Genomic DNA, 22,807 nt, shown 5'->3' with positions numbered 1-22,807 from the left:
ACCCCATTTATGTTGTATCTCGTAAATGCGTGATACGATTAATTATTACAAACAGGTGATATGCGTAAAGCCTCTATTATCTAATGTGAGGAGATAACTCTCATGAGCAACAAGCATCCATTGGTTCAGGTCATCGAAAACGAACAACTACTTGAACGCCCAAACTTTGCACCAGGTGATACTATCGTGGTTCAAGTAAAAGTACGTGAAGGTGAGCGTGAGCGTTTACAGGCCTTTGAAGGTGTGGTTATCGCTAAGCGTAACCGCGGTCTAAACTCAGCGTTTACTGTCCGTAAAATTTCAAGTGGCGTTGGTGTTGAGCGTGCATTTCAATTGCATTCACCAATCATTGATAGCATTGAAGTGAAACGCCGCGGTGCTGTTCGCCGTGCGAAACTGTACTACTTACGTGAGCGTTCTGGTAAGTCAGCACGTATTCGCGAAAAGCTTGGTGGTCGTCCAGCTGCTCAGAAAAAAACTGACGCTGGCGTACCTGATGCAGTTGAAACTGCACCTGGTATCTAAGTTTAAGCATTGCGCTAAAACTTGCCAACCCTCCTAAATTGTTTAACATAGCGCTTAGGAGGGAAGCAAAAGTAGATACAAGCCCTTATTCATAGGTTTATTTATAAATAAGCGGGCCATACCAAAAAAGACAAAACCCCAATCTGAGCGACTGCCAGATTGGGGTTTTTGTATGTAGGGTATTTACGTTTACATTTAGTTGTCAACGTTATTAATTAGCTATCAACGTTGTCTATACGGTTGCTTTGATCTTTGGACTTGCTGTACTTACGCAAGCGTATATAGATGGTCTTAGTGACCGTAGCAATGACTTTTTGCTGACTATCCACGATATCTGTTTGATATTCGCGAAATACAGGTTCGCCGTCTTTTGCCAGCTCTTGAATAGTGGCAATTTCTGTACTAGGGATTTTCATGCGGGTTGTCACTTTGCTATTGCCAGGAGCAACGAACTCAATATGCGAGCTTTTATCCCATACCACATAGGTACTGCCAAGTTGATGCATGAGCATCAGCATATAAAAAGGATCAACCATCGAATATAAGCTACCACCAAATTGTGTGCCGACGATGTTTTTGTTCAGACTATTAAGACCCATACTGACTACGCACAAGCCCTGATCTAAATCGACATGCTCGACCTTGATACCAGCGCCGACATAAGGCGCATAAGTATTGATACGCAGCTTAAGTAAGTGTGGCGTTAAAAGTGGCATGACGTTCTTTTTAGTTTTGCGTTTTAAATTTTCTAGATTCTTGGGTAGGAAGCTCATACTGTTATTCCTTTATCTTTCTCTATCTTTTACGGTACGTAAAGATGCTCATATATTGATAACCATCATTTCTATTAGTTATGGAATGAGCTAATTATAAACTGAGCAAAAAACATCTATCATAGTCAAAAATAAAAACTGTCACCAGCCTTAAAGCGTAACGAATGTTAATTATTTAATAATATCAATACTATAGTAAACGTTTGGCCTGTTATCAATATATGAAGGCTCTGCTCATTATATTTAGATAGACGCTAAGAGTGGAATTAGTCATACATCAAAATGCGAATAGAAGGGTAAGAGTTTTGACGGCAAAACTCGCAATCCTAGCCTTGATAGCATACAATGGCTGCCAATTTGTGTTGGGCAGCTTATTTTTTGTACGATTTTGGGCAAATAAGTCGTCATTGATAAAAAATGAATCCTCAGTTGGCATAAGGAGATGTGATGAGTAGTAACGAGATCCCCGCTTCAAGAACCAATCCGCAGCAGTCAAATCCAGCTCACTACGATGATGAATTGCAAGGTAGCTATACTGATTTGCATCAGCCAAGCTCAAACTTTAATAGTCGTGACGCCTATCTAAATCATGAACTACAGATTATGCAGCCCAAGCGCTGGCGCATGAACTTGCCATTTCGTGATTATCGTTTTGAATATGAAGACACCATTCCAGCGATGGCCGCGACAATCGGTAAAGTCGTTATGGTGGGGGCTATTGCCGCTACGTTTGCAGGACCGCTTGGGCTAAGCGATGCCTTTGTCTTAGAAAACGTCCGCTATGAGCTGTTAATCGTCGCCTTCTTTGTTATCTTATTCTCAGGATTTTTGCTACCGACGGCCAACCTTGCGGGTACGCACGGCCCCCTCATTCCCCTAATTCCTATTGTCGTTGCCGCTGGTGGTCACCCAATGGCCTTTGGTCTGCTGATCGGTGCCTTTGGTCTGTTACTAGCTATTAGTAAAGGCGGTAGTCTGCTGGCAAACTTGACCAGTAAAGGTGTGTGTGGCGGTCTGCTGCTATATTTAGGCTTTATCGGTACCATCTCGCAAGTTAAAAACCTGTTTGCATGGGCAGAAGGTATTGGTATGGCGCATATCGCCTTTGTGGTGATTTTGCTGACCATTATACTGTATGCTGTATTAGAGAATTTCCAAAAGCGTTGGCTTGCTGTACCGCTTAGCTGCTTATTAGGTGGTGGCGTAGCCTTTGTTATGGGCGCACCCTTTGCTTTTGAAACGGCACCAGGTCTGCCCAATATGAACCCGATGTACTGGTGGGGAGAAGACACTGGTTGGATGTTAGGCTTACCGACGGTTGAGAGCTTCGTTGTGGTACTGCCGTTTGCAGTATTGGCTGTCGCCATGTGGTCGCCCGACTTTTTGGGTCATCAAGTCTTTCAAAAGATCAGCTATCCAAAGCGTACTGAGCGCGTGTTGATGGATATCGATGATACGATGACCAGCGCTTCTATTCGTCAGGTGGCAGGCTCTGTCCTTGGCGGGGCAAACTTTGCATCCTCATGGGGGACTTATATTGTGCCGGCGGCGATTGCTAAACGGCCGATACCAGCGGGTGCGATACTCACGGGGCTGTTTTGTCTGATCGCTGGTATCTGGGGCTACCCAATGGATTTGGCTATTTGGGAGCCGGTGATGTGTGTGGCGCTGATCGTTGGTGTATTTATTCCACTGCTTGAGGCTGGCATGGAGATGACGCGCGAAGGTAAAACCACGCAGTCAGCTGCTATCGTGGTCTTTGCCTCGGCACTGGTAAACCCAGCCTTTGGTTGGTCGATAACCTTAGTACTTGATAACCTAGGGCTGATTGGATCCAAAGAGCGTAGTGCGAGCTTATCAAAGATGAGTCGCTGGATTATCCCTGTGATCACCTTTGTGATATTAACGGGTGTTATGGCGGTCGTTGGTATGTTGCCAGGTATTCCCGCACTATTACCGAACTTCCGTCATTAGAGATTTTGCCTACCATAAAAAAAGAAAAGCCAGCTTCATGCTGGTTTTTTTGTGCATAAACCTATAGGTAGTGATGGCTTGTAAAACTCAGGCTACCGCCCCATAATTAGCTGTATATCAGTATCTTAAGAGCAATGAATTTTATGGTTAATGTCTCAGAAACAAATACCACGGATGATAAAAAAGCCCGTCTTAAGCATCTCATCAAACGCCTGCCAAATCTGCCAGGGGTCTATAAAATGCTGGGTAAAAACGGTGATATCTTATATGTGGGTAAAGCTAAATCGCTAAAAAGCCGAGTGAATAGCTACTTTGCCAAGACCATTGACCATCCAAAGACACGCGCGCTGGTAGCACGGATTCATGATATCGAGACCATTATTACGCGTAGCGAAACCGAGGCGCTGCTGCTTGAGCAAAACTTGATTAAAGAGTATCGTCCCCCTTATAACGTACTACTGCGTGACGATAAGTCTTATCTGTACGTGTTTATTTCAGCGGACAAACCTTATCCGAGATTGGCTTACGGACGCGGTAAAGGCAACCATCAAAAAGGTCGTTTCTTCGGTCCTTTTCCCTCTGCTCATGCTGCCAAAGAAACGTTGGTCTTGATGCAAAAAATGTTTCAGATGCGCCAATGTACCAATACTTTTTTTAAGCAACGTAAACGTCCTTGTCTTGAGTATCAAATCAAGCGTTGCCGTGCGCCCTGCGTGGGCTTGGTATCGCCAGAAGAGTATGCGGAAGATGTCAATAATACCATTCGCTTCCTCAAAGGCGACTCGAGCGATATTCACAGTGCGCTTATAGAAAAAATGGAAGGCGCTGCTGAAGCGTTGGATTTTGAAAAAGCGGTATTTTATCGTGACCAGCTGTCTATGCTACGCGAAGTGCAGGCACGGCAAGCGGTTTATACTGTGCAGGGCGAGGCGGATGTGATTGCGATTGCCAGTCAAGCTGGCATGACTTGTGTCAACGTATTGACGGTGCGCGGCGGCCGCGTACTTGGCGGTAAAAACTACTTCCCTGATGTTGATAGTAGTGAGTCGCTCGCGGATAATTTATCGGCCTTTATTACCTCATTCTATTTTCAGGTGACCGACGACTTGCCAAGCGAGATTATATTAAGTCATGAGCTGCCTGATCAACAAGCAATCAGCGAAGCACTGGCCACACACTTTGAGAGCAAAGTTGTCATCAAGACCAATGTCCGTGAACATCGCTCAGAATGGCTGGACTTGGCCAAACTAAATACCAATAATGCGCTTAAAACTAAACTGGGCGACTATCTAGAGCTGCATGCGCGCTTTGGCGCACTTAAAGACGTGTTGGCTGATGTCACTGATCGAACTATAGACCGTATTGAATGCTTTGATATTTCTCACACCATGGGCGAGGCCACCATCGGTAGCTGCGTGGTCTTTGATCAAGGTGGCTCGCGCCGCCGTGATTACCGTCAGTATGCGATTCATGATATTCAAGGTGGTGATGACTATGCCGCGATGAAACAAGTGCTGACGCGTCGTTATAAAAAGCAACCACTGCCTGATTTATTGCTTATTGATGGTGGTAAAGGTCAGCTTGGGATTGCTAAAGAAGTATTGACAGAGCTGGGTATTCTTAATGATACGTTGCTCATTAGTGTGGCAAAAGGGGAAGGGCGCAAAGCGGGTTTGGAAGTATTACATTTTATCGATCATGAGCCGCTCGATCTGCCTATGGATAGCAAGGCGCTGCATTTATTGATGCATATTCGCGACGAGGCTCATCGTTTTGCTATCACAGCGCACCGTAAGAAGCGCGATAAGCGCCGTTCGTCGTCAGTGCTTGAAGTTATACCGGGACTGGGAGAAAAGCGTCGCCGTGACTTGCTCAATCACTTTGGCGGTATGCAGCAGCTGCTTGGCGCATCCCAGCAAGAGCTGGCAGGTGTGCAAGGGATTGGCCCAGTATTAGCGAAAACTGTGTATAAAGTGCTGCATGAGTAGGTCGATTAATATTTACTAAACTCGGACTTATTACCATAAAAAATGGGGCTGCTCTAGATCATACTAGAACAGCCCCAATTTTTTAATATTTTTTGATGAATGAACGGTTATTATTCATCAGCTTTTTTCATATAAGTCACAAATTTAAAATCCAATCCACTTTTCTCATCACTCATTTGCTCAGACTCTTCTGCGACTTCAAATTCGCTTGGTAGCTCTGGATAAAAGGCATCGCAATCGAGTATTTCGGTGTCTACATGCGTCAGCTCAATACGATCAGTGTACATAAAGGCGTCACTAAATACCCGCTCACCGCCGATAACCCAAATCGTATCAAGATGGGCACCATGTGCAAGACTGGCAGCTTGCGTTAAAGCATCATCCAAATTATGGACGACATATGCATCATCACGGTCTTTAAGACCTTTTTGCTCAGCATAATCTAGCTGCGTCGTAATGATAAAGCTGACGCGCTTTGGCAATGGCTTACTGTTCATCGATTCAAAAGTTTTACGCCCCATAATGACGATACCTTGAACCTTGCCATTATTTTGTTTGGTGGTCATTTTTTTAAAGTGCTGCAAATCTGCTGAGATATGCCACGGCAGCTCGTTATCTTTACCAATACAGCGATTGCTACCGATAGCGACGATTTGGGCAACTTCAGTATGGGCATAACTCATAATATATCCTTATTATTCTCATCAGTAATATGAAGTCAAAAACAGTTTTTATACCGCGACTTTAGCTTTAATAGCGGGATGCGACTCATAACCATCAACGCTGATATCTTCATATTCAAACGCAAAAATATCATCGACATCAGAGTTAAGCGTTAATGTTGGAAGCGTATAGAGCTCACGTGTCAGTTGCAGCTCGACTTGCTCACGGTGGTTTTGATAGATATGACAATCGCCACCCGTCCAGATAAATTCGCCAACTTCTAATCCGCAAACTTGCGCAACCATATGAGTCAACAGTGCGTAGCTGGCGATATTAAACGGTACCCCTAGGAATAAATCTGCTGAACGCTGGTAAAGCTGGCAGGACAGCTTGTTGTCTGCAACAAAGAACTGAAACAGCGTGTGGCAAGGCGGTAGGGCAACTTGCTCGGCTTCACCTGGATTCCAGCCTGAGACGATTAAACGTCTGGAGTTAGGGTTGGTCTTGATTTGCTCAACCACTTGAGCGATTTGATCGACGCCGTCATTATTATAGCGACCTCCCTCATTTTTAGTCGCGCCATAGTTGCGCCACTGGTGACCGTATACTGGCCCTAAATCGCCAGCAGGACGATTGAAGCGCGCTGTCTGCTCCGCTGTTGCCCATTCATTCCAAATGCGTACGCCATTCTCTTGCAAATAATCAACGTGAGTACTACCGCTTAAAAACCATAATAGCTCATAGACGATAGATTTGAAGTGAACTTTTTTAGTGGTTAACAGTGGAAAACCATCCGCTAAGTCAAAACGCAGCTGCGCGCCAAAATGGCTTAGCGTACCTGTGCCCGTACGATCCCCTTTTTCAGTACCGTCAGTCAATACTAGCTTCAATAAATCAAGATAAGCTGCTTCGTTCTTAGTAGTAATCATGACTTTTTAGATTCCATAATCTTTGGTTTCGATGTATCTCAATGTTAATGCATCTTAATTTTAAAACGTCTTAATAGGCAGACTGACGACCCCAGTCATAGATATCGCGCTTGTAAGCATAAATAATTAGTAAAATACCGATAAGAATCATCGGAGCGCTTAGTATCTGTCCCTTAGTAACCCAGCCTAATAAGATAAAGCCTTGATCGGCATCTGGCTGACGAAAGAATTCAACGATGAAGCGACTAAACCCATAACCGAGCATAAAGACGCCAGTGACCGCCATACGCGGACGCGGCTTGGACGAATACCACCATAATAGCAAGAACAATAGCAGACCTTCAGTAAGCGCTTGATAAAGCTGTGAAGGATGACGCGGTAGTAGATATTGCCCATTTACTTCCATCATCAACTCTTGTAATTGAGGATTGGCTTGCAATTGCTGCATATCAAAGGCAGCAGCTTGTGGAAAATAAGTCAGCCAATTATAGCCGCCATCAGATATGCGTCCCCACAGCTCGCCGTTAATGTAGTTGCCGATACGTCCGAATAACAGCCCTGTTGGTACACAAGGTACAATGAAGTCGAGTACTTGAAAAGGCGTCTTTTTATATTTACGGGCGAAATATAGCATACCAAGCCCGACACCGATTAGGCCGCCATGAAACGACATGCCGCCTTCCCAAACTTTAAAGAGATAAGCTGGGTTTTGTAGTAATTCACCGAACTGATAGAACAAAACGTAGCCAATACGACCACCTAATATAACCCCAAGCGCACCAAAAAATACTAAGTCAGAGACCATGTCAGTCGACCAGCTATCACGCTTAGTACTGCGATACCAAGCCAAACCATAAGCGGCGCCAAACGCTAATAAATACATGAGGCCATACCAGTGTACTTCTACTGGACCCAAGGATAGCGCCACGGGATCATACTGAGGATGAATCATCATAAGAGTGTCATAATTATTGATAATAGAATGATGGTCATAATAGCAAAAATAGCTACTTAGGCATACCAAATAACTGTTAGTACAGGAGTAAACAGTTTCTTCGTACCAACTTATCTGACCCTAGTAACGTCTAGAAAGAAAAGTAGAAAACCGCTAAGATGTAAAGCTGTGTTATGACAACTGTAAACTTTAAAATAAAAAGGAATTTTATGTGCATCGTCGCCATTGCTTGGCAACTATTTGATGAGTTGCCATTAGTACTATTGTCTAATCGCGATGAGTTTTTGCAGCGCCCAACTAAGCCGCTACATCAGTGGTCTGACAAACCTATCTATGCTGGGCGTGATAGTCAAAGTGGTGGCACTTGGTTGGGTATTCATCAAGAACAACATACAGATTTGTATGAGCAAAATGGACGCTGGGCCGCCGTACTGAACTTTCGCGATGGTGTGCAGGCACGTTTGGATGAACGCTCACGTGGCGCGCTTGTTACGGATTTTTTGTCCAGCAGTATAAGTCCGATGGACTTTGCACGGAAAATCAGCTTGCAAGACTACGCAGGCTTTAACCTCATTATTGGCGATGCAGCGCAGGCTGTCATCGTTAATAATCGCGGCCATGCACCAACACCCTTGTATGCAGGCTTGCATGTCCTCTCTAACGGTCAGCCAGAAGATAGCTGGTTTAAGACTGAGCGCCTGCGTGGACGACTACGCCAAGAAGTCCTGCCGCTAATTGCGGAAAACAACTCGCTTGAATATTGGCAAGATGCGGCATTTAATGTGTTATCGGATAACATGCCAGCTCCAGCAAATAAGCTACCGAATACTGGCATGGCTATTGCGATTGAACAAAGACTATCATCTGTATATATTGAGCCTGTAGATTTGACAGGGCCTGAGGATGGAGTAATACCAAACTATGGAACCCGCACACAAAGTATTTTAACGCTGCGTAATGATGCCAAAGAAGCAACAGTTAAAGCTAATATTGCAAGCCGAGAATTTGATTATTCAAATACGCCATAGAAAATGCTCACATTGATATCTAAAGTTTCTAGATATCAATGTGAGCATCCGTAATGCATTCTGCATCGGGTTGTCTAATTATTCCATCAACAAATGATTGTCCTGTTCAGGAATAATTAGCTCTTGTCTAAGGGGTAACTCGCGTGCCAATTCTTGCAAAGCACGGCGGTATACCCCGCGTTTAAAGTGAATCACTTGTCCTAGTGGATACCAGTAACTGACCCACTGCCAGTGATCAAACTCAGGTTTACCCGCATCAAAGCGGATATGTTGCGCGTTCGGCTCATCTAAGCGCAGCAAAAACCATTTTTGTTTTTGCCCAATACACAGCGGATGTTGTCCATGGCGCACGTAGCGCTTTGGCAGACGATAACGCAACCAATCTTGCGTAACTGCCAATAAGTCTACATGACGAGGATATAATCCGACCTCTTCCCAGAGCTCCCGGTACATCGCATCCATCGGCGTCTCTCCGCGATCGATACCGCCTTGCGGGAACTGCCAAGCGTTGTGACCAATACGTTTCGCCCACAGAACTTGCCCCTGTGTATTTGCTAAGATAATGCCGACATTGGCGCGAAAGCCGTCTGCATCTATCATGAACAAACCCTTAAAGTTATTTAAAAACAGCTCATCTCAATAGCATAAAAATACAGCAATCATAATTATTGTTAGGTGAATGGTATATTCATACTAGTAAAATAAGCTTTATTACCATCATTAAAACAAGAAATAGACCAAATGTGTAACAGTATTTTGCTATAAAATGTTTCACGAATTTAAACGTTTAAAATCAATGGCTTGAATAAAGGGTATTTATGTTTGATAAATTAATTAAGCTTACCGATCGATAGAGAAAGTACAATGCTATTGGGTGATGCGGTTAATGCAATAAAAATGGCTTGTACTATATGACAGATCGTCTATAAAACCCTGTTTTATCCTATGCTAAACTAACCATGTACTGTTAATATTATTAAATACAAGAATATCTAATGGTTTTAATCAAAATTTATGAAAGGATAGCGAATAATGGCAGAGTCAAAAGCGAGCGTTACCTGGCAAGATAACAAAGCATTTATGGGTGTATCACCATCAGGACATAACGTACAAATCGATGCCGATAAAGAAAAAGGCGCAAGCCCGATGGAGCTGATACTATTGGGACTTGGAGGTTGTGCCAGTTATGACGTAGTAGCAATTTTGCAAAAGTCTCGCCAAGACGTGACGGATGTACGCTGTGATCTGACAGCACAACGCGCTGAGACCGTACCAGCGGTATATACCGATATCCATATGCACTTTGTGGTAACCGGTCAAGATATCAAAGATAAGCAAGTTGAGAAAGCCATTCAGTTGTCAGCAGAGAAGTACTGCTCAGCCAGTCGGATGTTGGTGCAAGGCGGGGTGAATGTTACTCATGATTTTGAAGTTATTGCAGGGTAAGGGTAGAGATAATTATGAGTGCATTATTTGGGTTAATCCCTGACACCGCTGCAGCCGCAATTTGGGCGATGGTGGTTGCAAGTTTGCTTCCACTAGTTATGGCGCTGACAGCAAAAGCCATTGGTGGCTTTAGATTGGCTGACAATGCACATCCACGTGATTTCTTGCAACGTACGACAGGAGTGGCAGCACGTGCTAATGCCGCTCAGCAAAATAGTTATGAGACCTTACCTGTCTTTTTGGCAGCGGTATTAGTTGCGATGTTATTCTTCGTCCCGCAATCGATTATCAATACCTTGGCATGGTTATATGTACTGATTCGTATTGGTTATGGCATGGCTTATGTTGCCAACTTATCGATGTTTCGTTCAGTGCTTTGGGTATTGTCAATCATATGCTGTTTGATGTTATTTTATCTTGCGATTAGAATTAGCACTTAGTTTGTCGCTGAAAATTACTAACAATTACTAACAACTATTAGCTAAGTAATTATCTAAGCTGGTCTACCTTTATAAAAGGTTATACAGGTATTGAACATAGAAGCGGCTAATTATAACTGCGTACTCGACTGTAGCGCAGCTATAATAGTCGCTTTATTTTTTTCTCGTTTGACATTTTCCCACAGTATCTGCGCTTCATTATAGCCTTTAGTAAGCATACCAAGCCACTGTTTGTAGCGGCCAACCAAGACCACATCGTTTTTGGCTTGACCTTCCAAAAACTTAATCTGATGCGTAATTAAATCCTCCCACAATAGGGTTGTGTTGCTTCCTAGATTCTGCTGATGGCCATGGTCAATCTGTGCAATCAGATCTGGACGAGTAACAGCGCCACGTCCTAACATAAGATGTGTTGTCCCTGACTGCACCATACAGCGTTGCGATTGCTCTGCGTTCCAAATCTCGCCATTAGCAATGACTGGAATACTAAGTTTATTAAATGCTTTAATCTTGTCCCAATAAGCAGGTGGCTTATAACCTTGAGTTTTGGTACGCGCATGAATAGTAAGCCAGTCTGCACCGCTATCGCTAATCGCCCCGCGAATATCATCCATGCGACTGGTATCGGTATAGCCCAATCGAATCTTGGCAGAGACTGGAATGTGAGTAGGGACCGCTTGGCGCACAGCACTGATAATCTCATATATGACTTCTGGCTCATCCAATAGCACAGAGCCGCCTCGGTGATTGTTAACCGTCTTGGCAGGACAACCAAAGTTGATATCGATAGCAGGCGCTCCCAGTTCACATGCGTAGGCAGCATTCTCAGCCATCAACTGCGCTTCGCTACCCAGTAGTTGGACATGGATAGGGGTACCAGATGCGGTTTTTGCATCATGGTGCAACTCAGGTACATATTTATAAAATACATGCGCGGGCAAGACAGTTTGAGTTACGCGAATAAACTCACTGACTGACCAATCATAAGGACGCCCCAAATCTGACGCAATTTGAGTTAATATTTGCCGCATTAACGGATCGGTCAGCCCTTCCATAGGCGCAAGGAGGCGGACGGGTTGTTTAAAAAATTGCTGCTTAATTTCCATAAATCACTTTTTTGCCAGTCTGTAATCCTGATATCAAGTCTTGAATATTATGCACATCTAAATTGGCCTGCGCACGTGTACAAGCGACATAAAGTAAGCGTAATTCCTCAGGATTAATCTTCACGCCATTCGTTGTAACATCATAATAAAAATCATCGTCGAGCTGAACGCGCGACCATTCAAGCCCCTTCGCTTTATGCGCGGTTGATATTACATAATCAGCATTTTCAATACTGGTCAAACTATTGACTGCTTGGCTTAAGACATTGGTGCCATGATCATCGACCAGTTTGACCAAAGTTTTAAGATCGCTACCTTCATTAGTTTCAGAGTACTCTTGTACATCGCCCCAATGATAAAAATAAGCCAGTTCAGGCACACCGTAAGCAGATTTGCCGTTTTTTAGGTTTTCGGCAGCTTGGCAAAATTTGAGCATACGATCCGTATCCGCTTGTAGTGCCACGCGATGACCGAGTTTAAGGCCAGTCAACAGTTGCGCCATGGCAGCAGCATTGGTACGACAAAGAATGGCATCTTTTTTACTGTGCACCATACCTTTATCTGTTGATGAGTGTTTATCTGGATTACCTTTGAGAGGCACATCTTCTTGCAATGCCTTTAATAAGGTATTAGCAACTTCAGCAATTGGCTCACCGAAGCGAAAAGATTGAGTCAATAGCGTTTGCGGCAATGGCAGCTTTTTCATCGCATTGACTGCACCGCGCCACTCATAAATCTGCTGATGAGCGTCACCAACATAGATAACTTGCTTTGATTGCTGAGTCAAAATACCCATCATGAGTGGGTCAGCATCTTGCGCCTCATCAAATAGAATAAAGTCAGCAGGAATGCTGGGCTTAGACAACGCCCATAGTTTTAGATAGATATCATGACCGATACCAGCAGGATGGCGGGCATCAATGGACTGTAACCAGCGCTGTTCAACAGCAGGGTAGAGCATCTCACGTAGCTGCTCAGCGTCAGACTCATCGAGCCAGCTTGGAAACAAAATATGTCTTGGCGCAGGGTAACTGGCATGAGTACTACAAAAGTTGCTAACCGCGTCACTGACAAAACGTGCTAATCTAGCAGGCGTTAACGTAATATATTTATTAATACCATCCATCTGGCGCCGTACTTGTACAGGTTGCAAGCCCAAATCATCGCCAAGGCGTTTGGGTGAAAAGCGTGGTAAAGACAGTTTGGCCGTAATATCACGAGCGACATGCCGATAAGCAAGTGAATGAAAGGTACGGCAGTCTACATGACTTGGGAATTTTTGCCTTGCATCATTGGCGATGGCTTTGTTAAATGCTAGATACAAGCCGCGTCCACGTAAGCGCTCACCGATAAGTTTCAACGTTGTGGTTTTACCAGCACCTGCATAAGCGACTACTTTAAATGACTTATGGTCCATGGCCATATTAAGCGCGCTGAGCTGCTCGTCAGTGGGATCGCTCATATAAGCTGGCATAGATGCGGACATAAAAAGCTACCTAAAGTACAAAAAGTGATTAAAAACAACTGGGTCAAAAAAAGCCACTGAAACAGATCAACAATGGCTGGCAGTTCAGTCATGATAATAAATGAAGATAGCGATGTATGAGAGGTGGGTAGATAATTGACGTAACGTCAGTTCAATTTAAATTAAATACGCTGTCAGTTTTGCTCAGTTGACTATTGATACTCAGTAAACTCAATACTACCAACTTAGTCATTATCAGATGTTAAGGTCGCGCTTTTATCTTCTTTAATTAGTATTTTAGCCAATAATAGCCCAAGCTCGAACAGCAACCACATGGGAATTGCTAACATCAGCATAGACACACCATCTGGTGGCGTTACAACCGCTGCAATGGCAAAGCAACCAACGATGATATAGCGCCGCTTGTCTTCTAAACCCTGAATGGAGACGATACCAACCAATATCAATAGTAAGGTGACTACAGGGATCTCAAACGTCAAGCCAAATACCATGAATAGTTTGAGCGCAAAACTCAAATAACTGTCGATATCAGTCATCGGTAATACGTTTTGCGGTGCAAATACGATAAAGAACTTTAAAACACCTTTAAGCACAATGAAATAAGAGAAAGCGACACCAGCATAAAATAAAAAGATAGACGATGTCAGCACTGGTATAGCGATTTTTTTCTCTTTTTTATACAAACCTGGAGCGACAAACGACCAAATTTGATAAAGAATATAAGGCATCGCTACGAAGGCAGCAACGAACACAGTTAGGCGTATCGGCGCCATAAAGTTGGAAGTGATATCTGTCGCAATCATGGTCGAATTGACTGGTAGCTGCGCGACCAATGGATCTGATAGAAAGTTATATAGCTCGCGTGAAAACCCAACCAATGCCAAAAATATGACTAATATCGCCACGCAGATTTTGATCAAATGGCGACGCAGCTCTATCAAATGCTCAGTGATGGGCATATCGACAAGCTTGCCTAATATATCATCAGGATTGTCATCGGGTACAGCGTTTGTTTGCTCCAATGAGCTGTCTTCAATTGCCGCTATTTTCTCTTTACGACTCTTTTGTCGTTTAAACAAACTCATTTGGATGCCCCGTGTTTTGTAAACGAGGGGGGAGTATTTGAACCGTCTTGATCTGTATTATGAGCAGAAGAGTTTTGTAATGAATACTTTTCTGATTGCTCAAACTCATCTTCATCAAATTCAGACTATCTTCATCAAATTCAGACTCCCAATACTCATCAATAGGTGGCATTTTTTCATCTAAATCAGGATGTGAAAAACTCGAATGCGAAAAGTCGTCATGCAACAGATTGTCTGCTTCATAGTTGGGCAGGTAGGGCGGGGCAGGTAAACGACGGGCTTTATCATAATCACTAAGACGAAACCACATGTTTTCCCATGGTCTGGTGATAAAGCGCTGCGGTATACTACTAGAAGCCTCTAAGGGCTTTTTAGCATTTATGGTAGTCTGATCGAAGTCTGTATCAACAGAGTCTTTATCATCGTCTGTATCAGATACAAAGACAGCAGATGGGTCTTTTGGCAGTCGATCTTGCTCATAATCATAAGCAAAGTCAGCTGGCATGTCTGAGGACAAGCCAGATGCTTCTTCCTCTAACTCACTCATCATCGCTTCGTCATAGACGTCTTCAAACGAATCATCGTTTGAGTTATAGCTGTTTGGAGTATTTATAGCATCCATACTCTGGTGCTGCGAATACTCAAACTCTTGCATACTACCGCGCAACTCTGCCATTTCGCGCTTCATATCTGCTTCAGTTTGACGGATTTTAGCAAGTTCGTCCTGCATTTGTTTACGTGTTTCAGCCAAGTCAAGCTCAGCTTCGATTTCAGACTGCAGGGTCGAGACGGTACGGCGTAGCTTAGCGTACCATTGTCCAGCAGTACGTGCAGCTTGAGGTAGCTTTTCAGGGCCCAACACGATTAGGGCAATGACACCAAACAAGAGTAGTTCGGAAAATCCAATATCAAACATAATTGTCAAATATAGTCATGAACATACTATGCAACGATACTATTTATAAATAACTTATAAATAACATGCATCATACTTTATGTTTATCATTAGAAGTAGTAGGACTGATTTCTACATCATCAACCTTAGTACCAGTCTGAGAATTCACTGAAGTAGTCGACTGTGTATCTGAGCTGGCGTCATGATCGAGTACACGGCGTTTACGCGCATGCTCTGTCTCTTCATCTTTGACGGCTTCTTTAAACCCTTTTACTGCCCCGCCCAAATCTTTACCAGCGTTTCTAATCTTAGAGGTGCCAAATACGACAACCACTACAACCAACAAAATTAGCCAATGGGTAATGGAAAAACTGCCCATAACGGTATCCTTATGTCTTGATGAGACCAATATATATCGTATTACATTGCATCTATCAGCCGCACAATAAAGTGTTTTTGCCAAATAAGATGCAAGTCATTAAAGATACATTATAACGCGCACTGATGATAAAAAGTTGAAAACAACAATAATTACACAAGCTTATTTTATCTACAACTATCTCGCTGCTTTCTCATCAATACCTGAGAGCCCAAAACGTCGTCCTAATTCATTTAATACAGCATCAGATTCAATATCAAACCATGCCAACCCCACTAACGTATGAAACCACACATCGGCCACTTCGTAAATGAGCTCATGCCGTGCAGCGCTGTACTGTGCTTCATCTGTCAGCTTGTCACAACTAGCAAAGTCTTTGGCAGCAATAATACTCTCAGTCGTCTCTTCACCTACTTTTTCAAGTATTTTATTAAGTCCGCGAGCATATAAACTCGCTACATAAGAGCTGTCTGCTGATGCCTGTTTACGTTCAGCCAACACACGGTCAAGCTGTGGCAATATTGCAGTCTGAGCCGCTTGGCTTGATAAGCCGTTAGCATTAGAAATAGTATGTTTATGAATAATCTCTTTATGAACAGTATTATTTATATTGCTACTAGCATTTTCTTTCGATTGATAGATATCAGCAGGATCTTTTAGTACAGCATCGACTGTTTGCCAGACGGGCTCTGCTCCTGTCATGTTTAAGCGCTGATAAAAACAAGACTCACGTCCAGTATGACAGGCGATACCTCCAACTTGAGTGACACTTAGCACGATGACATCAGCATCACAGTCTAAACGAATATCATGCACCTGTTGAGTATGTCCTGACGTTTCACCCTTGTGCCAAAGCTGATTACGTGAGCGCGAAAAATAGACTGCAGTTTGCGTTTTTGCCGTTAGCTGTAAGGACTCAGCGTTCATCCATGCCATCATTAAGATGCGTCCTGTATCGTAATCTTGAGCGATTACAGGAATCAGGCCATCAGTATTAAATTTTATAGAGGTTAGCCAATTAGGTGTGGTCATAATCTATCTTCTTATAGACGTTTAGGTTGATAGAGAAGTGGCAAGCATAAGGGTTACAAATCCCACGTAATCGACGTCATTATAGCTCAAATGGTTGTTGATTTAGCGCCTCTTCAATATCATTATTAAAGGATATACTTCTATTGGAGCGATAATCATATTGAACAAAAGATTTGCGGGCTTTTGCTACTAGTGAACCATCATACATACGTGTCACCTTGATAGCCATCTCGCCATTTTTGTCAGATATTTGCTCTATACCTACTTCAAATAGTAGCTCTTCACGAGCGCGTACACGGCTAATGATGTTCAGCTGTAAATTACTAACAATCAAACCTTGGCATTCTGCATTGATCTCTTTGATACCTTTAGAATACAAAAACCTTGCTCTTGCTTCCGCCAATAATGCAATGAGAGATTCTAACGTCAAATGCTGCCCAACATCAATCTCTGTGTTACGGACACGCATAACTGTCTCAAAGACAAATACTCTATCATCAAACTCTAACTCACGGTCTATCAACGTTATCTCCTACATAAGTTTCCATAACGTCTGAGACGCCATTGTCATCAATAAAACATAGCTTAGACAGACATTCAATCGAATTAGGAATAAGCGGTAGTATTATTTTACTAACTGCTTCAATTATGAGCAAGATTGAACATTTAATGCCTATTTTTTAAAGCGATACTTAAAACTTCATGATGTTCTTATACCCTATTGTCGTGAAGCTAAGGGATGTTCGTAAGAAGCAGTCTTTGCAAACAGTAGGCTAAATAGTTGTCTTAAAACTTTACTTGGCAAAATCATGACACTTCTGCTAAAATAGCGCCTCCCACCTCGAGGCAAATAGCTGTTTAGTGGTTTAGTGGTTGTTTTAAAGCCACTATTTACTATCGACTGTTTGACGACCAGGTTCTATCAAAGACAAAGAGGCAAATCATCATGAAAGTTAAGATGAAAACCAGAAGCGGTGCTGCAAAACGCTTCAAAAGAACAGCGAATGGCTTTAAGCGTAAGCAAGCCTTCAAAAGCCATATCTTGACCAAGAAATCAGCTAAACGTATCCGCCAACTGCGCGGTCTAAAGATGGTAGACAAGTCTGACGAAGCAGCAGTTCGTCGTATGTGCCCATACATCTAATCGCCTATTGTCATCTGTTTTCTTAAATATTTGACTTTGCAATTTGATAACGATGTCTACTATTTAAAGACATCGTGATTCGTTTAATAATGATCAAAATCTTGGAGTAATTTATGGCCCGTGTAAAACGTGGTGTACAGGCAAATCGCCGTCACAAAAAAATCTTAAAACGCGCAAAAGGCTACTACGGTGCCCGTTCACGTGTTTATCGCGTAGCGGTACAAGCAGTGACCAAAGCTGGTCAATATGCTTATCGTGACCGTCGCAACAAAAAACGTACCTTCCGTCGTCTTTGGATCGCACGTATCAATGCCGGTGCACGCTTAAACGGTTTGAGCTATAGCCGCCTTATCAATGGCTTGAAAAAAGCAAACATCGCAATCGATCGTCGCGTACTTGCTGACATCGCTATGCATGATGCAGCGACTTTCACAGCATTGGTCGAAAAAGCAAAAGCGGAATTGGCCTAAATATTAACCATCCTTTAGGTACATTGCTTAGTGGGTAATGGCTTAAATGGATAGGACTAATATTGATTAATAGTACGATATTAATAAAAGCTACCGCTGGTCGGTGGCTTTTTTTATATTAAAATATTTTAACTGTCTACATATTCAAGCCATTTATATCACAAGCCCTTGCATTGAAATGACTGGGCAAATGGTTTGCAATATTTGGTCAAACCCCTACAATTAAAAATCACTATAATTAATAGTTCGTTTAAATCAGGAAGAATGCGTCTTATGACTACCCCTGCTGCTATCACCGATTTGTCGGCGCTACCGACCTTATCCTCAGAGCTTAGCGAGCTCAATGAGACTCAGCTCAACGAGTTTGCTAGTGCTGCTGAAGCTTTAATCCTACAAGTAACCGATGCGCGCACCCTTCAAGACTTACGTGTCCAGTTGACGGGCAAAAAAAGCGCGCTAACAGGTTGGTCTAAGCAAATGGGCAAGCTTAGCTCCGATGATAAAAAAACCTATGGCGGCTGGTTGCACAGCGTACGTAGCCGTATCGGGCAAGCATTAACGGACCAGCAGCAGCAGCTGGAAGTCGCGGCGCTCAATGCCAAGCTTGCCAAAGAGAGTATCGACATTACCTTGCCGGCGCGTGGTGGTCAAAAAGGCCGTTTACATCCAGTGACGATGATTACCCAGCGTATGCAGCAGTACTTTGTGCAAGCGGGTTTTAATGTGGCGACAGGTCCTGAAGTTGAGAGCGACTACTATAACTTTGAAGCGCTCAATATCCCATCGCATCATCCAGCCCGCGCCATGCACGATACTTTTTATTTTGATGCGCATTACTTACTACGCACTCACACCAGCCCCGTGCAAATTCGCACGATGGAAAAGAAGGAGCCGCCGATTCGTATTATCTGCCCAGGTCGCGTCTATCGTAACGACTCGGACCAAACCCACTCACCGATGTTTCATCAGCTAGAAGGCTTGATGGTCACAGAGTCGAGCACCTTTGCCGAGTTAAAAGGGTTGATTAGCGAGTTTTTAGAAGCCTTCTTTGCCAAAGAACTGACTGTGCGTTTTCGTCCGTCATTTTTCCCGTTTACCGAGCCCTCAGCCGAAGTAGATATCTTAGATGACAACGGCAAATGGCTAGAAGTCATGGGCTGCGGCATGGTGCATCCGCAGGTGCTGACCAATTGTGGTATTGATAGTGAAAAATATACTGGCTTTGCTTTTGGCATGGGTATTGAGCGCTTTGCGATGCTGTATTACGGTATTGATGATTTGCGTTTGTTTTTCCAAAACGATGTACGCTTCTTAAAACAGTTTGGCTAGCATGTCGTTATTGAGATGCCAACCTTTATTCTAAAATCTTTATTATAAAATTCTGACCCGAGATATTTATGAAAATTAGCGAACAGTGGCTACGTCAATGGGTAAATCCCAATAATAGCAGTGAGCAGTTGGCCGAACAACTCACTATGGCAGGGCTTGAGATTGACGATCGCTTTGCGGTTGCGCGTGCCTTTCACGGCGTAGTCATCGGTGAAGTCGTCAGTGTTGAGCCGCATCCCGATGCCGATAAGCTGCGCGTCACTCAGGTCAATATTGGTGAATCTGAGCCATTACAAATCGTCTGCGGCGCTCCCAATGTGACTGTCGGTATGAAAGCACCCGTTGCTACCGTTGGTGCCGTATTGCCAAGTGATGACGCCAGTAATGGTAAAGCAGGCTTTAAAATTAAAAACGGCAACCTACGTGGTGTCGCCTCAAACGGTATGCTTTGCGGTGCTTCTGAAATTGATTTGGTTGACGATATTGATGGTCTGCTTGAGCTACCAGCTGATGCGCCAGTCGGTACTGATATCCGTGAATACTTAGGCTTAGACAATCAGATATTGGATATCTCTATCACGCCAAACCGTGGTGATTGTTTTAGCGTCCGTGGTATTGCACGTGAGATATCAGTCATCAACGATTTACCGATGCAGCAGCCAGAGATTGCGGCCAACAACGTAGCGACTGAGAGCGATGCAAAATTTGCTGTAAACGTAGAAGCGGTGGAGGCTTGCCCGCGTTATTTATTGCAGTCAATTAGCAATATCGATCGCAGTATCGATACGCCAAAATGGATGGCTGATGCCTTGGTGCAGTCAGGACTACGCTCGCATAACTTTTTGGTGGATGTGACCAACTATGTATTGATGGAGCTTGGCCAGCCGCTACATGCGTTTGATGCCGATACCATTCAAGGTGATATCGTGGTGCGTTTGGCACAGCCTAAAGAAACCATTGCTTTACTAAATGAGCAAACCATTAGCCTAACAGGCGATGAGCTGGTGATTGCTGATGATAAAGGCGTACTGGCTCTTGCTGGGATTATGGGCGGTAAGCGTAGTAGCGTCACCGATAGCACAACCAATATCGTATTAGAGAGTGCCTTTTTTAATCCACTCGCCATCGCTGCCCGTGCGCGCCGTTTTGGCTTGCATACCGATGCCTCGCAGCGTTTTGAGCGCGGGGTAGACTTTGCGCTGCCAGAGTTGGCATTGGCTCGCGCTTGTAATTTGATTACTAGTGTCACGAACTCGCAAGCTGGGCAAATAGTAAAAGTAGAAAATAGCGAGCACTTGCCAGCACGTACGCCGATTACCTTGCCAATTAGCAAAGTCCGTGAGGTCGTCGGTATCGAAATTGAACCTACGGTCATGGTGCGTATTTTAACTCAGCTGGGGTTCGAGGTAGAGCAGCAAGCGGAGAGTCTAATCTGTACGCCGCCATCGTATCGCTTTGATATGAGCATCCTCGAGGATTTGATCGAAGAGATTGCTCGTATCTATGGCTACGATAATATTCCAAGTGTCCTACCACATTTGCAAGTTAGCATGGATTATGATGATACTGCTGATTTGACGCATGAGATGAAGCTTGCATTAGTCGATAATGGCTATATGGAGGCGATCAGCTTTAGCTTTAGTGATGCCAAACTTGAGACGCTACTTGATGATGAGGCGCTAGGTGAAGTGTTGGCTCTGGCCAATCCTATCTCTAGTGATTTGGCAGTGATGCGCCGTACTTTGCTCTCAAGCTTACTGCCTTGCGTGCAATATAACTTAAACCGTCAGCAGCCGCGCGTACGGTTTTTCGAGACGGGGCTTAGCTTTGTCGGCCAAAACATCAGCAACTTGGTACAGACCCCAAGTATCGCTTTGGTAGCAGTCGGTGATGTTTGGGATGAGCAAGCATACCAAAACCGTGCCTTAGACTTTTATGATCTTAAGCATGATATTGAGCAGCTACTACCAACCCAAATCGATCGTACGCGCATGCGCTATGAGCGTAGCGAGATGGCCTTTTTGCATCCAGGTCAAAGTGCAAAGCTTTATATCGACGACATCTATGTTGGCTGGTTGGGCCAGTTGCATCCGAGCACCGCCAAACAGTTAGACATGCCGACAACTTGGGTGGCACAGTTATCACTTGCGCCATTGTTAGACTTGGCTCGTGAGCAGCACACCATTACCACGCCAAGTAAGTTTCCACAAGTGCGTCGCGATATTGCCATCTTAGTAGACAGTGATATCAGCGTACAAACGCTAGAGTCGACGATACGTACCAACGCAGGTGCGCTACTAGCAGATCTGTGGTTGTTTGATGTTTATCAAGGTGAAAAAGTACCAATGGGACAACGCTCTTTGGCATTTGCATTGGTATGGCAAGATGATAATCAAACTTTATCTGACGAAGTAGTAAAAACGAACACAGATAAAGTTATTGAATCATTGATTCAACACCATGGGGCGCAATTACGCGACAGTTAACTATATTTAGCTAAGTGACTATTAATAAAGAGATTTATTTCAAGATTTGTTAAAAATTGAGTAAAAATACTTTATAATGCCTAAACTTGATTTAAAGATGCGGCCATTTTATGGCTGTAATCAGTAAATCACTGACCCTTTATATAGTAGTCATACCGCTAAACCATGATACCCGATATCTCGACATAGCATAGGAGTCGTACTTGTGAGTACCTTAACTAAATCTGACATGATCGAGCATTTGATGAATCATCTTAACTTGACGCGGCAAGAAGGGCGCTGTTTGGTTGAGAATTTTTTTGATGAGTTATCAGATAGTTTGATTGAAGGCAAAGAAGTCAAGCTTTCAGGCTTTGGCAATTTTGAGCTTAAAGACAAAAATAGTCGTCCAGGACGTAATCCTAAAACAGGAGAACCTGTTGCGGTATCTGCTCGCCGTGTAGTAACGTTTAAGACTGGGCAAAAATTTCGTCAAAAAGTAGATGAGCATTTATTTGATCAATAGTAATGAGTTTGAAGATTAAATTTGGGAATAATAGGTAGGAAGGATTGATGGTCACAGGTGACGTTATCAGAAGTTAAATATCTATATTCTTGAAGAACACTTTCAGATATAATAAATAATTATCAATAAATTTAAATATTACGTACAAAAAAAGAGAGCATAGGCTCTG

The 22,807-nt window shown here is 43.5% G+C and carries 23 protein-coding genes; 11 read left to right on the top strand and 12 right to left on the bottom strand.

Going from position 1 to position 22,807, the window contains the following annotated elements; genetic code table 11:
- Positions 1-102: 102 nt before the first annotated feature.
- Entirely contained in the window at positions 103-525 is a 423-nt protein-coding gene (gene rplS, locus PENNN9_RS10355) for a 50S ribosomal protein L19 (protein ID WP_058369607.1), read from the top strand.
- Between the two features lie 215 nt (positions 526-740).
- On the opposite strand, the gene PENNN9_RS10350 is transcribed toward rplS, so the two are convergent.
- The gene (locus PENNN9_RS10350; RefSeq protein ID WP_082638075.1) at positions 741-1,298 is read right to left on the bottom strand and encodes a DUF4442 domain-containing protein; all 558 of its coding nucleotides are present in this window, start codon (positions 1,296-1,298) and stop codon (positions 741-743) included.
- A 447-nt stretch (positions 1,299-1,745) separates the two neighbouring features.
- On the opposite strand from PENNN9_RS10350, the gene PENNN9_RS10345 reads away from it, so the two are divergent.
- Both PENNN9_RS10345 and uvrC read left to right on the top strand, forming a co-directional pair.
- Positions 1,746-3,272 (top strand): DUF3360 family protein, encoded by a 1,527-nt coding sequence (locus PENNN9_RS10345; protein WP_058369606.1) that lies wholly within the window; start codon positions 1,746-1,748, stop codon positions 3,270-3,272.
- Positions 3,273-3,415: 143 nt separating this feature from the next.
- Positions 3,416-5,260, top strand: a complete 1,845-nt coding sequence (gene uvrC, locus PENNN9_RS10340; RefSeq protein ID WP_058369614.1) for an excinuclease ABC subunit UvrC — start codon at positions 3,416-3,418, stop codon at positions 5,258-5,260.
- A 110-nt stretch (positions 5,261-5,370) separates the two neighbouring features.
- Here uvrC and PENNN9_RS10335 read toward each other — a convergent pair whose 3' ends face one another.
- The 3 genes from PENNN9_RS10335 to lgt all read right to left on the bottom strand — a co-directional run bounded on the left by PENNN9_RS10335 (position 5,371) and on the right by lgt (position 7,807).
- The gene (locus PENNN9_RS10335; protein ID WP_058369605.1) at positions 5,371-5,943 is read right to left on the bottom strand and encodes a dihydrofolate reductase; all 573 of its coding nucleotides are present in this window, start codon (positions 5,941-5,943) and stop codon (positions 5,371-5,373) included.
- 48 nt (positions 5,944-5,991) lie between these two features.
- Positions 5,992-6,852, bottom strand: coding sequence for a thymidylate synthase (locus PENNN9_RS10330; protein ID WP_058369604.1), 861 nt, complete (start codon positions 6,850-6,852; stop codon positions 5,992-5,994).
- Between the two features lie 70 nt (positions 6,853-6,922).
- Positions 6,923-7,807 (bottom strand): prolipoprotein diacylglyceryl transferase, encoded by an 885-nt coding sequence (gene lgt / locus PENNN9_RS10325; RefSeq protein WP_058369603.1) that lies wholly within the window; start codon positions 7,805-7,807, stop codon positions 6,923-6,925.
- A gap of 209 nt (positions 7,808-8,016) precedes the next feature.
- Between lgt and PENNN9_RS10320 the strand changes: the two genes are divergently transcribed.
- Positions 8,017-8,835 (top strand): NRDE family protein, encoded by an 819-nt coding sequence (locus PENNN9_RS10320; protein ID WP_058369602.1) that lies wholly within the window; start codon positions 8,017-8,019, stop codon positions 8,833-8,835.
- 78 nt (positions 8,836-8,913) lie between these two features.
- On the opposite strand, the gene PENNN9_RS10315 is transcribed toward PENNN9_RS10320, so the two are convergent.
- Positions 8,914-9,435 (bottom strand): RNA pyrophosphohydrolase, encoded by a 522-nt coding sequence (locus tag PENNN9_RS10315; protein ID WP_058369601.1) that lies wholly within the window; start codon positions 9,433-9,435, stop codon positions 8,914-8,916.
- Between the two features lie 432 nt (positions 9,436-9,867).
- Here PENNN9_RS10315 and PENNN9_RS10310 point away from each other — a divergent pair, with 432 nt between their 5' ends.
- Both PENNN9_RS10310 and PENNN9_RS10305 read left to right on the top strand, forming a co-directional pair.
- A complete protein-coding gene (locus PENNN9_RS10310) occupies positions 9,868-10,281 on the top strand; it encodes an OsmC family protein (RefSeq protein ID WP_058369600.1) in 414 nt (137 codons plus the stop codon).
- 14 nt (positions 10,282-10,295) lie between these two features.
- Positions 10,296-10,721 (top strand): MAPEG family protein, encoded by a 426-nt coding sequence (locus PENNN9_RS10305; protein WP_058369599.1) that lies wholly within the window; start codon positions 10,296-10,298, stop codon positions 10,719-10,721.
- A gap of 110 nt (positions 10,722-10,831) precedes the next feature.
- Here the strand turns inward: PENNN9_RS10305 and PENNN9_RS10300 are convergent, their stop codons facing one another.
- The 7 genes from PENNN9_RS10300 to PENNN9_RS10270 form a co-directional block, all read right to left on the bottom strand.
- Positions 10,832-11,827, bottom strand: coding sequence for a tRNA dihydrouridine synthase (locus tag PENNN9_RS10300; protein ID WP_058369598.1), 996 nt, complete (start codon positions 11,825-11,827; stop codon positions 10,832-10,834).
- Complete coding sequence (locus PENNN9_RS10295) at positions 11,817-13,313, bottom strand: UvrD-helicase domain-containing protein (protein WP_058369597.1); 1,497 nt, start codon at positions 13,311-13,313, stop codon at positions 11,817-11,819. Before PENNN9_RS10295 ends, PENNN9_RS10300 begins: the two co-directional genes overlap by 11 nt.
- Before the next feature lie 224 nt (positions 13,314-13,537).
- Positions 13,538-14,398: a twin-arginine translocase subunit TatC gene (tatC, locus tag PENNN9_RS10290; protein ID WP_058369596.1), complete on the bottom strand. Its 861-nt coding sequence runs from the start codon at positions 14,396-14,398 to the stop codon at positions 13,538-13,540.
- On the bottom strand, positions 14,385-15,314 hold the full coding sequence (gene tatB, locus PENNN9_RS13125) for a Sec-independent protein translocase protein TatB (protein ID WP_227511795.1): 930 nt from the start codon (positions 15,312-15,314) through the stop codon (positions 14,385-14,387). The genes tatC and tatB overlap by 14 nt, the downstream gene beginning before the upstream one ends.
- A 70-nt stretch (positions 15,315-15,384) precedes the next feature.
- The gene (tatA, locus tag PENNN9_RS10280) at positions 15,385-15,672 is read right to left on the bottom strand and encodes a Sec-independent protein translocase subunit TatA (RefSeq protein WP_058369595.1); all 288 of its coding nucleotides are present in this window, start codon (positions 15,670-15,672) and stop codon (positions 15,385-15,387) included.
- A gap of 177 nt (positions 15,673-15,849) precedes the next feature.
- A complete protein-coding gene (gene hisIE, locus PENNN9_RS10275) occupies positions 15,850-16,704 on the bottom strand; it encodes a bifunctional phosphoribosyl-AMP cyclohydrolase/phosphoribosyl-ATP diphosphatase HisIE (RefSeq protein WP_058369594.1) in 855 nt (284 codons plus the stop codon).
- Positions 16,705-16,783: 79 nt separating this feature from the next.
- Positions 16,784-17,227, bottom strand: a complete 444-nt coding sequence (locus tag PENNN9_RS10270) for an acyl-CoA thioesterase (protein WP_058369593.1) — start codon at positions 17,225-17,227, stop codon at positions 16,784-16,786.
- A 423-nt stretch (positions 17,228-17,650) separates the two neighbouring features.
- On the opposite strand from PENNN9_RS10270, the gene rpmI reads away from it, so the two are divergent.
- From rpmI to PENNN9_RS10245, 5 genes are all read left to right on the top strand, one after another.
- Positions 17,651-17,848 carry a 50S ribosomal protein L35 gene (gene rpmI / locus PENNN9_RS10265; RefSeq protein WP_058369592.1) on the top strand — a complete coding sequence of 66 codons (198 nt, stop codon included), beginning with the start codon at positions 17,651-17,653 and terminating at the stop codon, positions 17,846-17,848.
- Between the two features lie 113 nt (positions 17,849-17,961).
- Positions 17,962-18,318 (top strand): 50S ribosomal protein L20, encoded by a 357-nt coding sequence (rplT, locus tag PENNN9_RS10260; protein WP_058369591.1) that lies wholly within the window; start codon positions 17,962-17,964, stop codon positions 18,316-18,318.
- A 273-nt stretch (positions 18,319-18,591) separates the two neighbouring features.
- Positions 18,592-19,647: a phenylalanine--tRNA ligase subunit alpha gene (gene pheS, locus PENNN9_RS10255; protein ID WP_058369613.1), complete on the top strand. Its 1,056-nt coding sequence runs from the start codon at positions 18,592-18,594 to the stop codon at positions 19,645-19,647.
- A gap of 68 nt (positions 19,648-19,715) precedes the next feature.
- Positions 19,716-22,133: a phenylalanine--tRNA ligase subunit beta gene (pheT, locus tag PENNN9_RS10250; protein ID WP_058369590.1), complete on the top strand. Its 2,418-nt coding sequence runs from the start codon at positions 19,716-19,718 to the stop codon at positions 22,131-22,133.
- Positions 22,134-22,338: 205 nt separating this feature from the next.
- Positions 22,339-22,638 (top strand): integration host factor subunit alpha, encoded by a 300-nt coding sequence (locus PENNN9_RS10245; protein WP_058369589.1) that lies wholly within the window; start codon positions 22,339-22,341, stop codon positions 22,636-22,638.
- Positions 22,639-22,807 lie beyond the last annotated feature (169 nt).

It is taken from the genome of Psychrobacter sp. ENNN9_III (assembly GCF_001462175.1).
GTDB lineage: Bacteria > Pseudomonadota > Gammaproteobacteria > Pseudomonadales > Moraxellaceae > Psychrobacter.
This window is presented reverse-complemented; position numbering and strand designations above follow the sequence as displayed.

Excerpts from the sequence above, each read along its gene's own strand:
- rplS (WP_058369607.1), top strand. The coding sequence starts at position 103 with ATGAGCAACAAGCATCCATTGGTTCAGGTCATCGAAAACGAACAACTA.
- pheS (WP_058369613.1), top strand. The coding sequence starts at position 18,592 with ATGACTACCCCTGCTGCTATCACCGATTTGTCGGCGCTACCGACCTTA.
- PENNN9_RS10315 (WP_058369601.1), bottom strand. The coding sequence starts at position 9,435 with ATGATAGATGCAGACGGCTTTCGCGCCAATGTCGGCATTATCTTAGCA.
- PENNN9_RS10310 (WP_058369600.1), top strand. The coding sequence starts at position 9,868 with ATGGCAGAGTCAAAAGCGAGCGTTACCTGGCAAGATAACAAAGCATTT.
- PENNN9_RS10350 (WP_082638075.1), bottom strand. The coding sequence starts at position 1,298 with ATGAGCTTCCTACCCAAGAATCTAGAAAATTTAAAACGCAAAACTAAA.
- PENNN9_RS10295 (WP_058369597.1), bottom strand. The coding sequence starts at position 13,313 with ATGTCCGCATCTATGCCAGCTTATATGAGCGATCCCACTGACGAGCAG.
- hisIE (WP_058369594.1), bottom strand. The coding sequence starts at position 16,704 with ATGACCACACCTAATTGGCTAACCTCTATAAAATTTAATACTGATGGC.
- PENNN9_RS10305 (WP_058369599.1), top strand. The coding sequence starts at position 10,296 with ATGAGTGCATTATTTGGGTTAATCCCTGACACCGCTGCAGCCGCAATT.
- PENNN9_RS10300 (WP_058369598.1), bottom strand. The coding sequence starts at position 11,827 with ATGGAAATTAAGCAGCAATTTTTTAAACAACCCGTCCGCCTCCTTGCG.
- tatB (WP_227511795.1), bottom strand. The coding sequence starts at position 15,314 with ATGTTTGATATTGGATTTTCCGAACTACTCTTGTTTGGTGTCATTGCC.
- rpmI (WP_058369592.1), top strand. The coding sequence starts at position 17,651 with ATGAAAGTTAAGATGAAAACCAGAAGCGGTGCTGCAAAACGCTTCAAA.
- pheT (WP_058369590.1), top strand. The coding sequence starts at position 19,716 with ATGAAAATTAGCGAACAGTGGCTACGTCAATGGGTAAATCCCAATAAT.
- PENNN9_RS10335 (WP_058369605.1), bottom strand. The coding sequence starts at position 5,943 with ATGAGTTATGCCCATACTGAAGTTGCCCAAATCGTCGCTATCGGTAGC.
- PENNN9_RS10330 (WP_058369604.1), bottom strand. The coding sequence starts at position 6,852 with ATGATTACTACTAAGAACGAAGCAGCTTATCTTGATTTATTGAAGCTA.
- tatA (WP_058369595.1), bottom strand. The coding sequence starts at position 15,672 with ATGGGCAGTTTTTCCATTACCCATTGGCTAATTTTGTTGGTTGTAGTG.
- PENNN9_RS10320 (WP_058369602.1), top strand. The coding sequence starts at position 8,017 with ATGTGCATCGTCGCCATTGCTTGGCAACTATTTGATGAGTTGCCATTA.
- lgt (WP_058369603.1), bottom strand. The coding sequence starts at position 7,807 with ATGATGATTCATCCTCAGTATGATCCCGTGGCGCTATCCTTGGGTCCA.
- rplT (WP_058369591.1), top strand. The coding sequence starts at position 17,962 with ATGGCCCGTGTAAAACGTGGTGTACAGGCAAATCGCCGTCACAAAAAA.
- PENNN9_RS10345 (WP_058369606.1), top strand. The coding sequence starts at position 1,746 with ATGAGTAGTAACGAGATCCCCGCTTCAAGAACCAATCCGCAGCAGTCA.
- tatC (WP_058369596.1), bottom strand. The coding sequence starts at position 14,398 with ATGAGTTTGTTTAAACGACAAAAGAGTCGTAAAGAGAAAATAGCGGCA.
- uvrC (WP_058369614.1), top strand. The coding sequence starts at position 3,416 with ATGGTTAATGTCTCAGAAACAAATACCACGGATGATAAAAAAGCCCGT.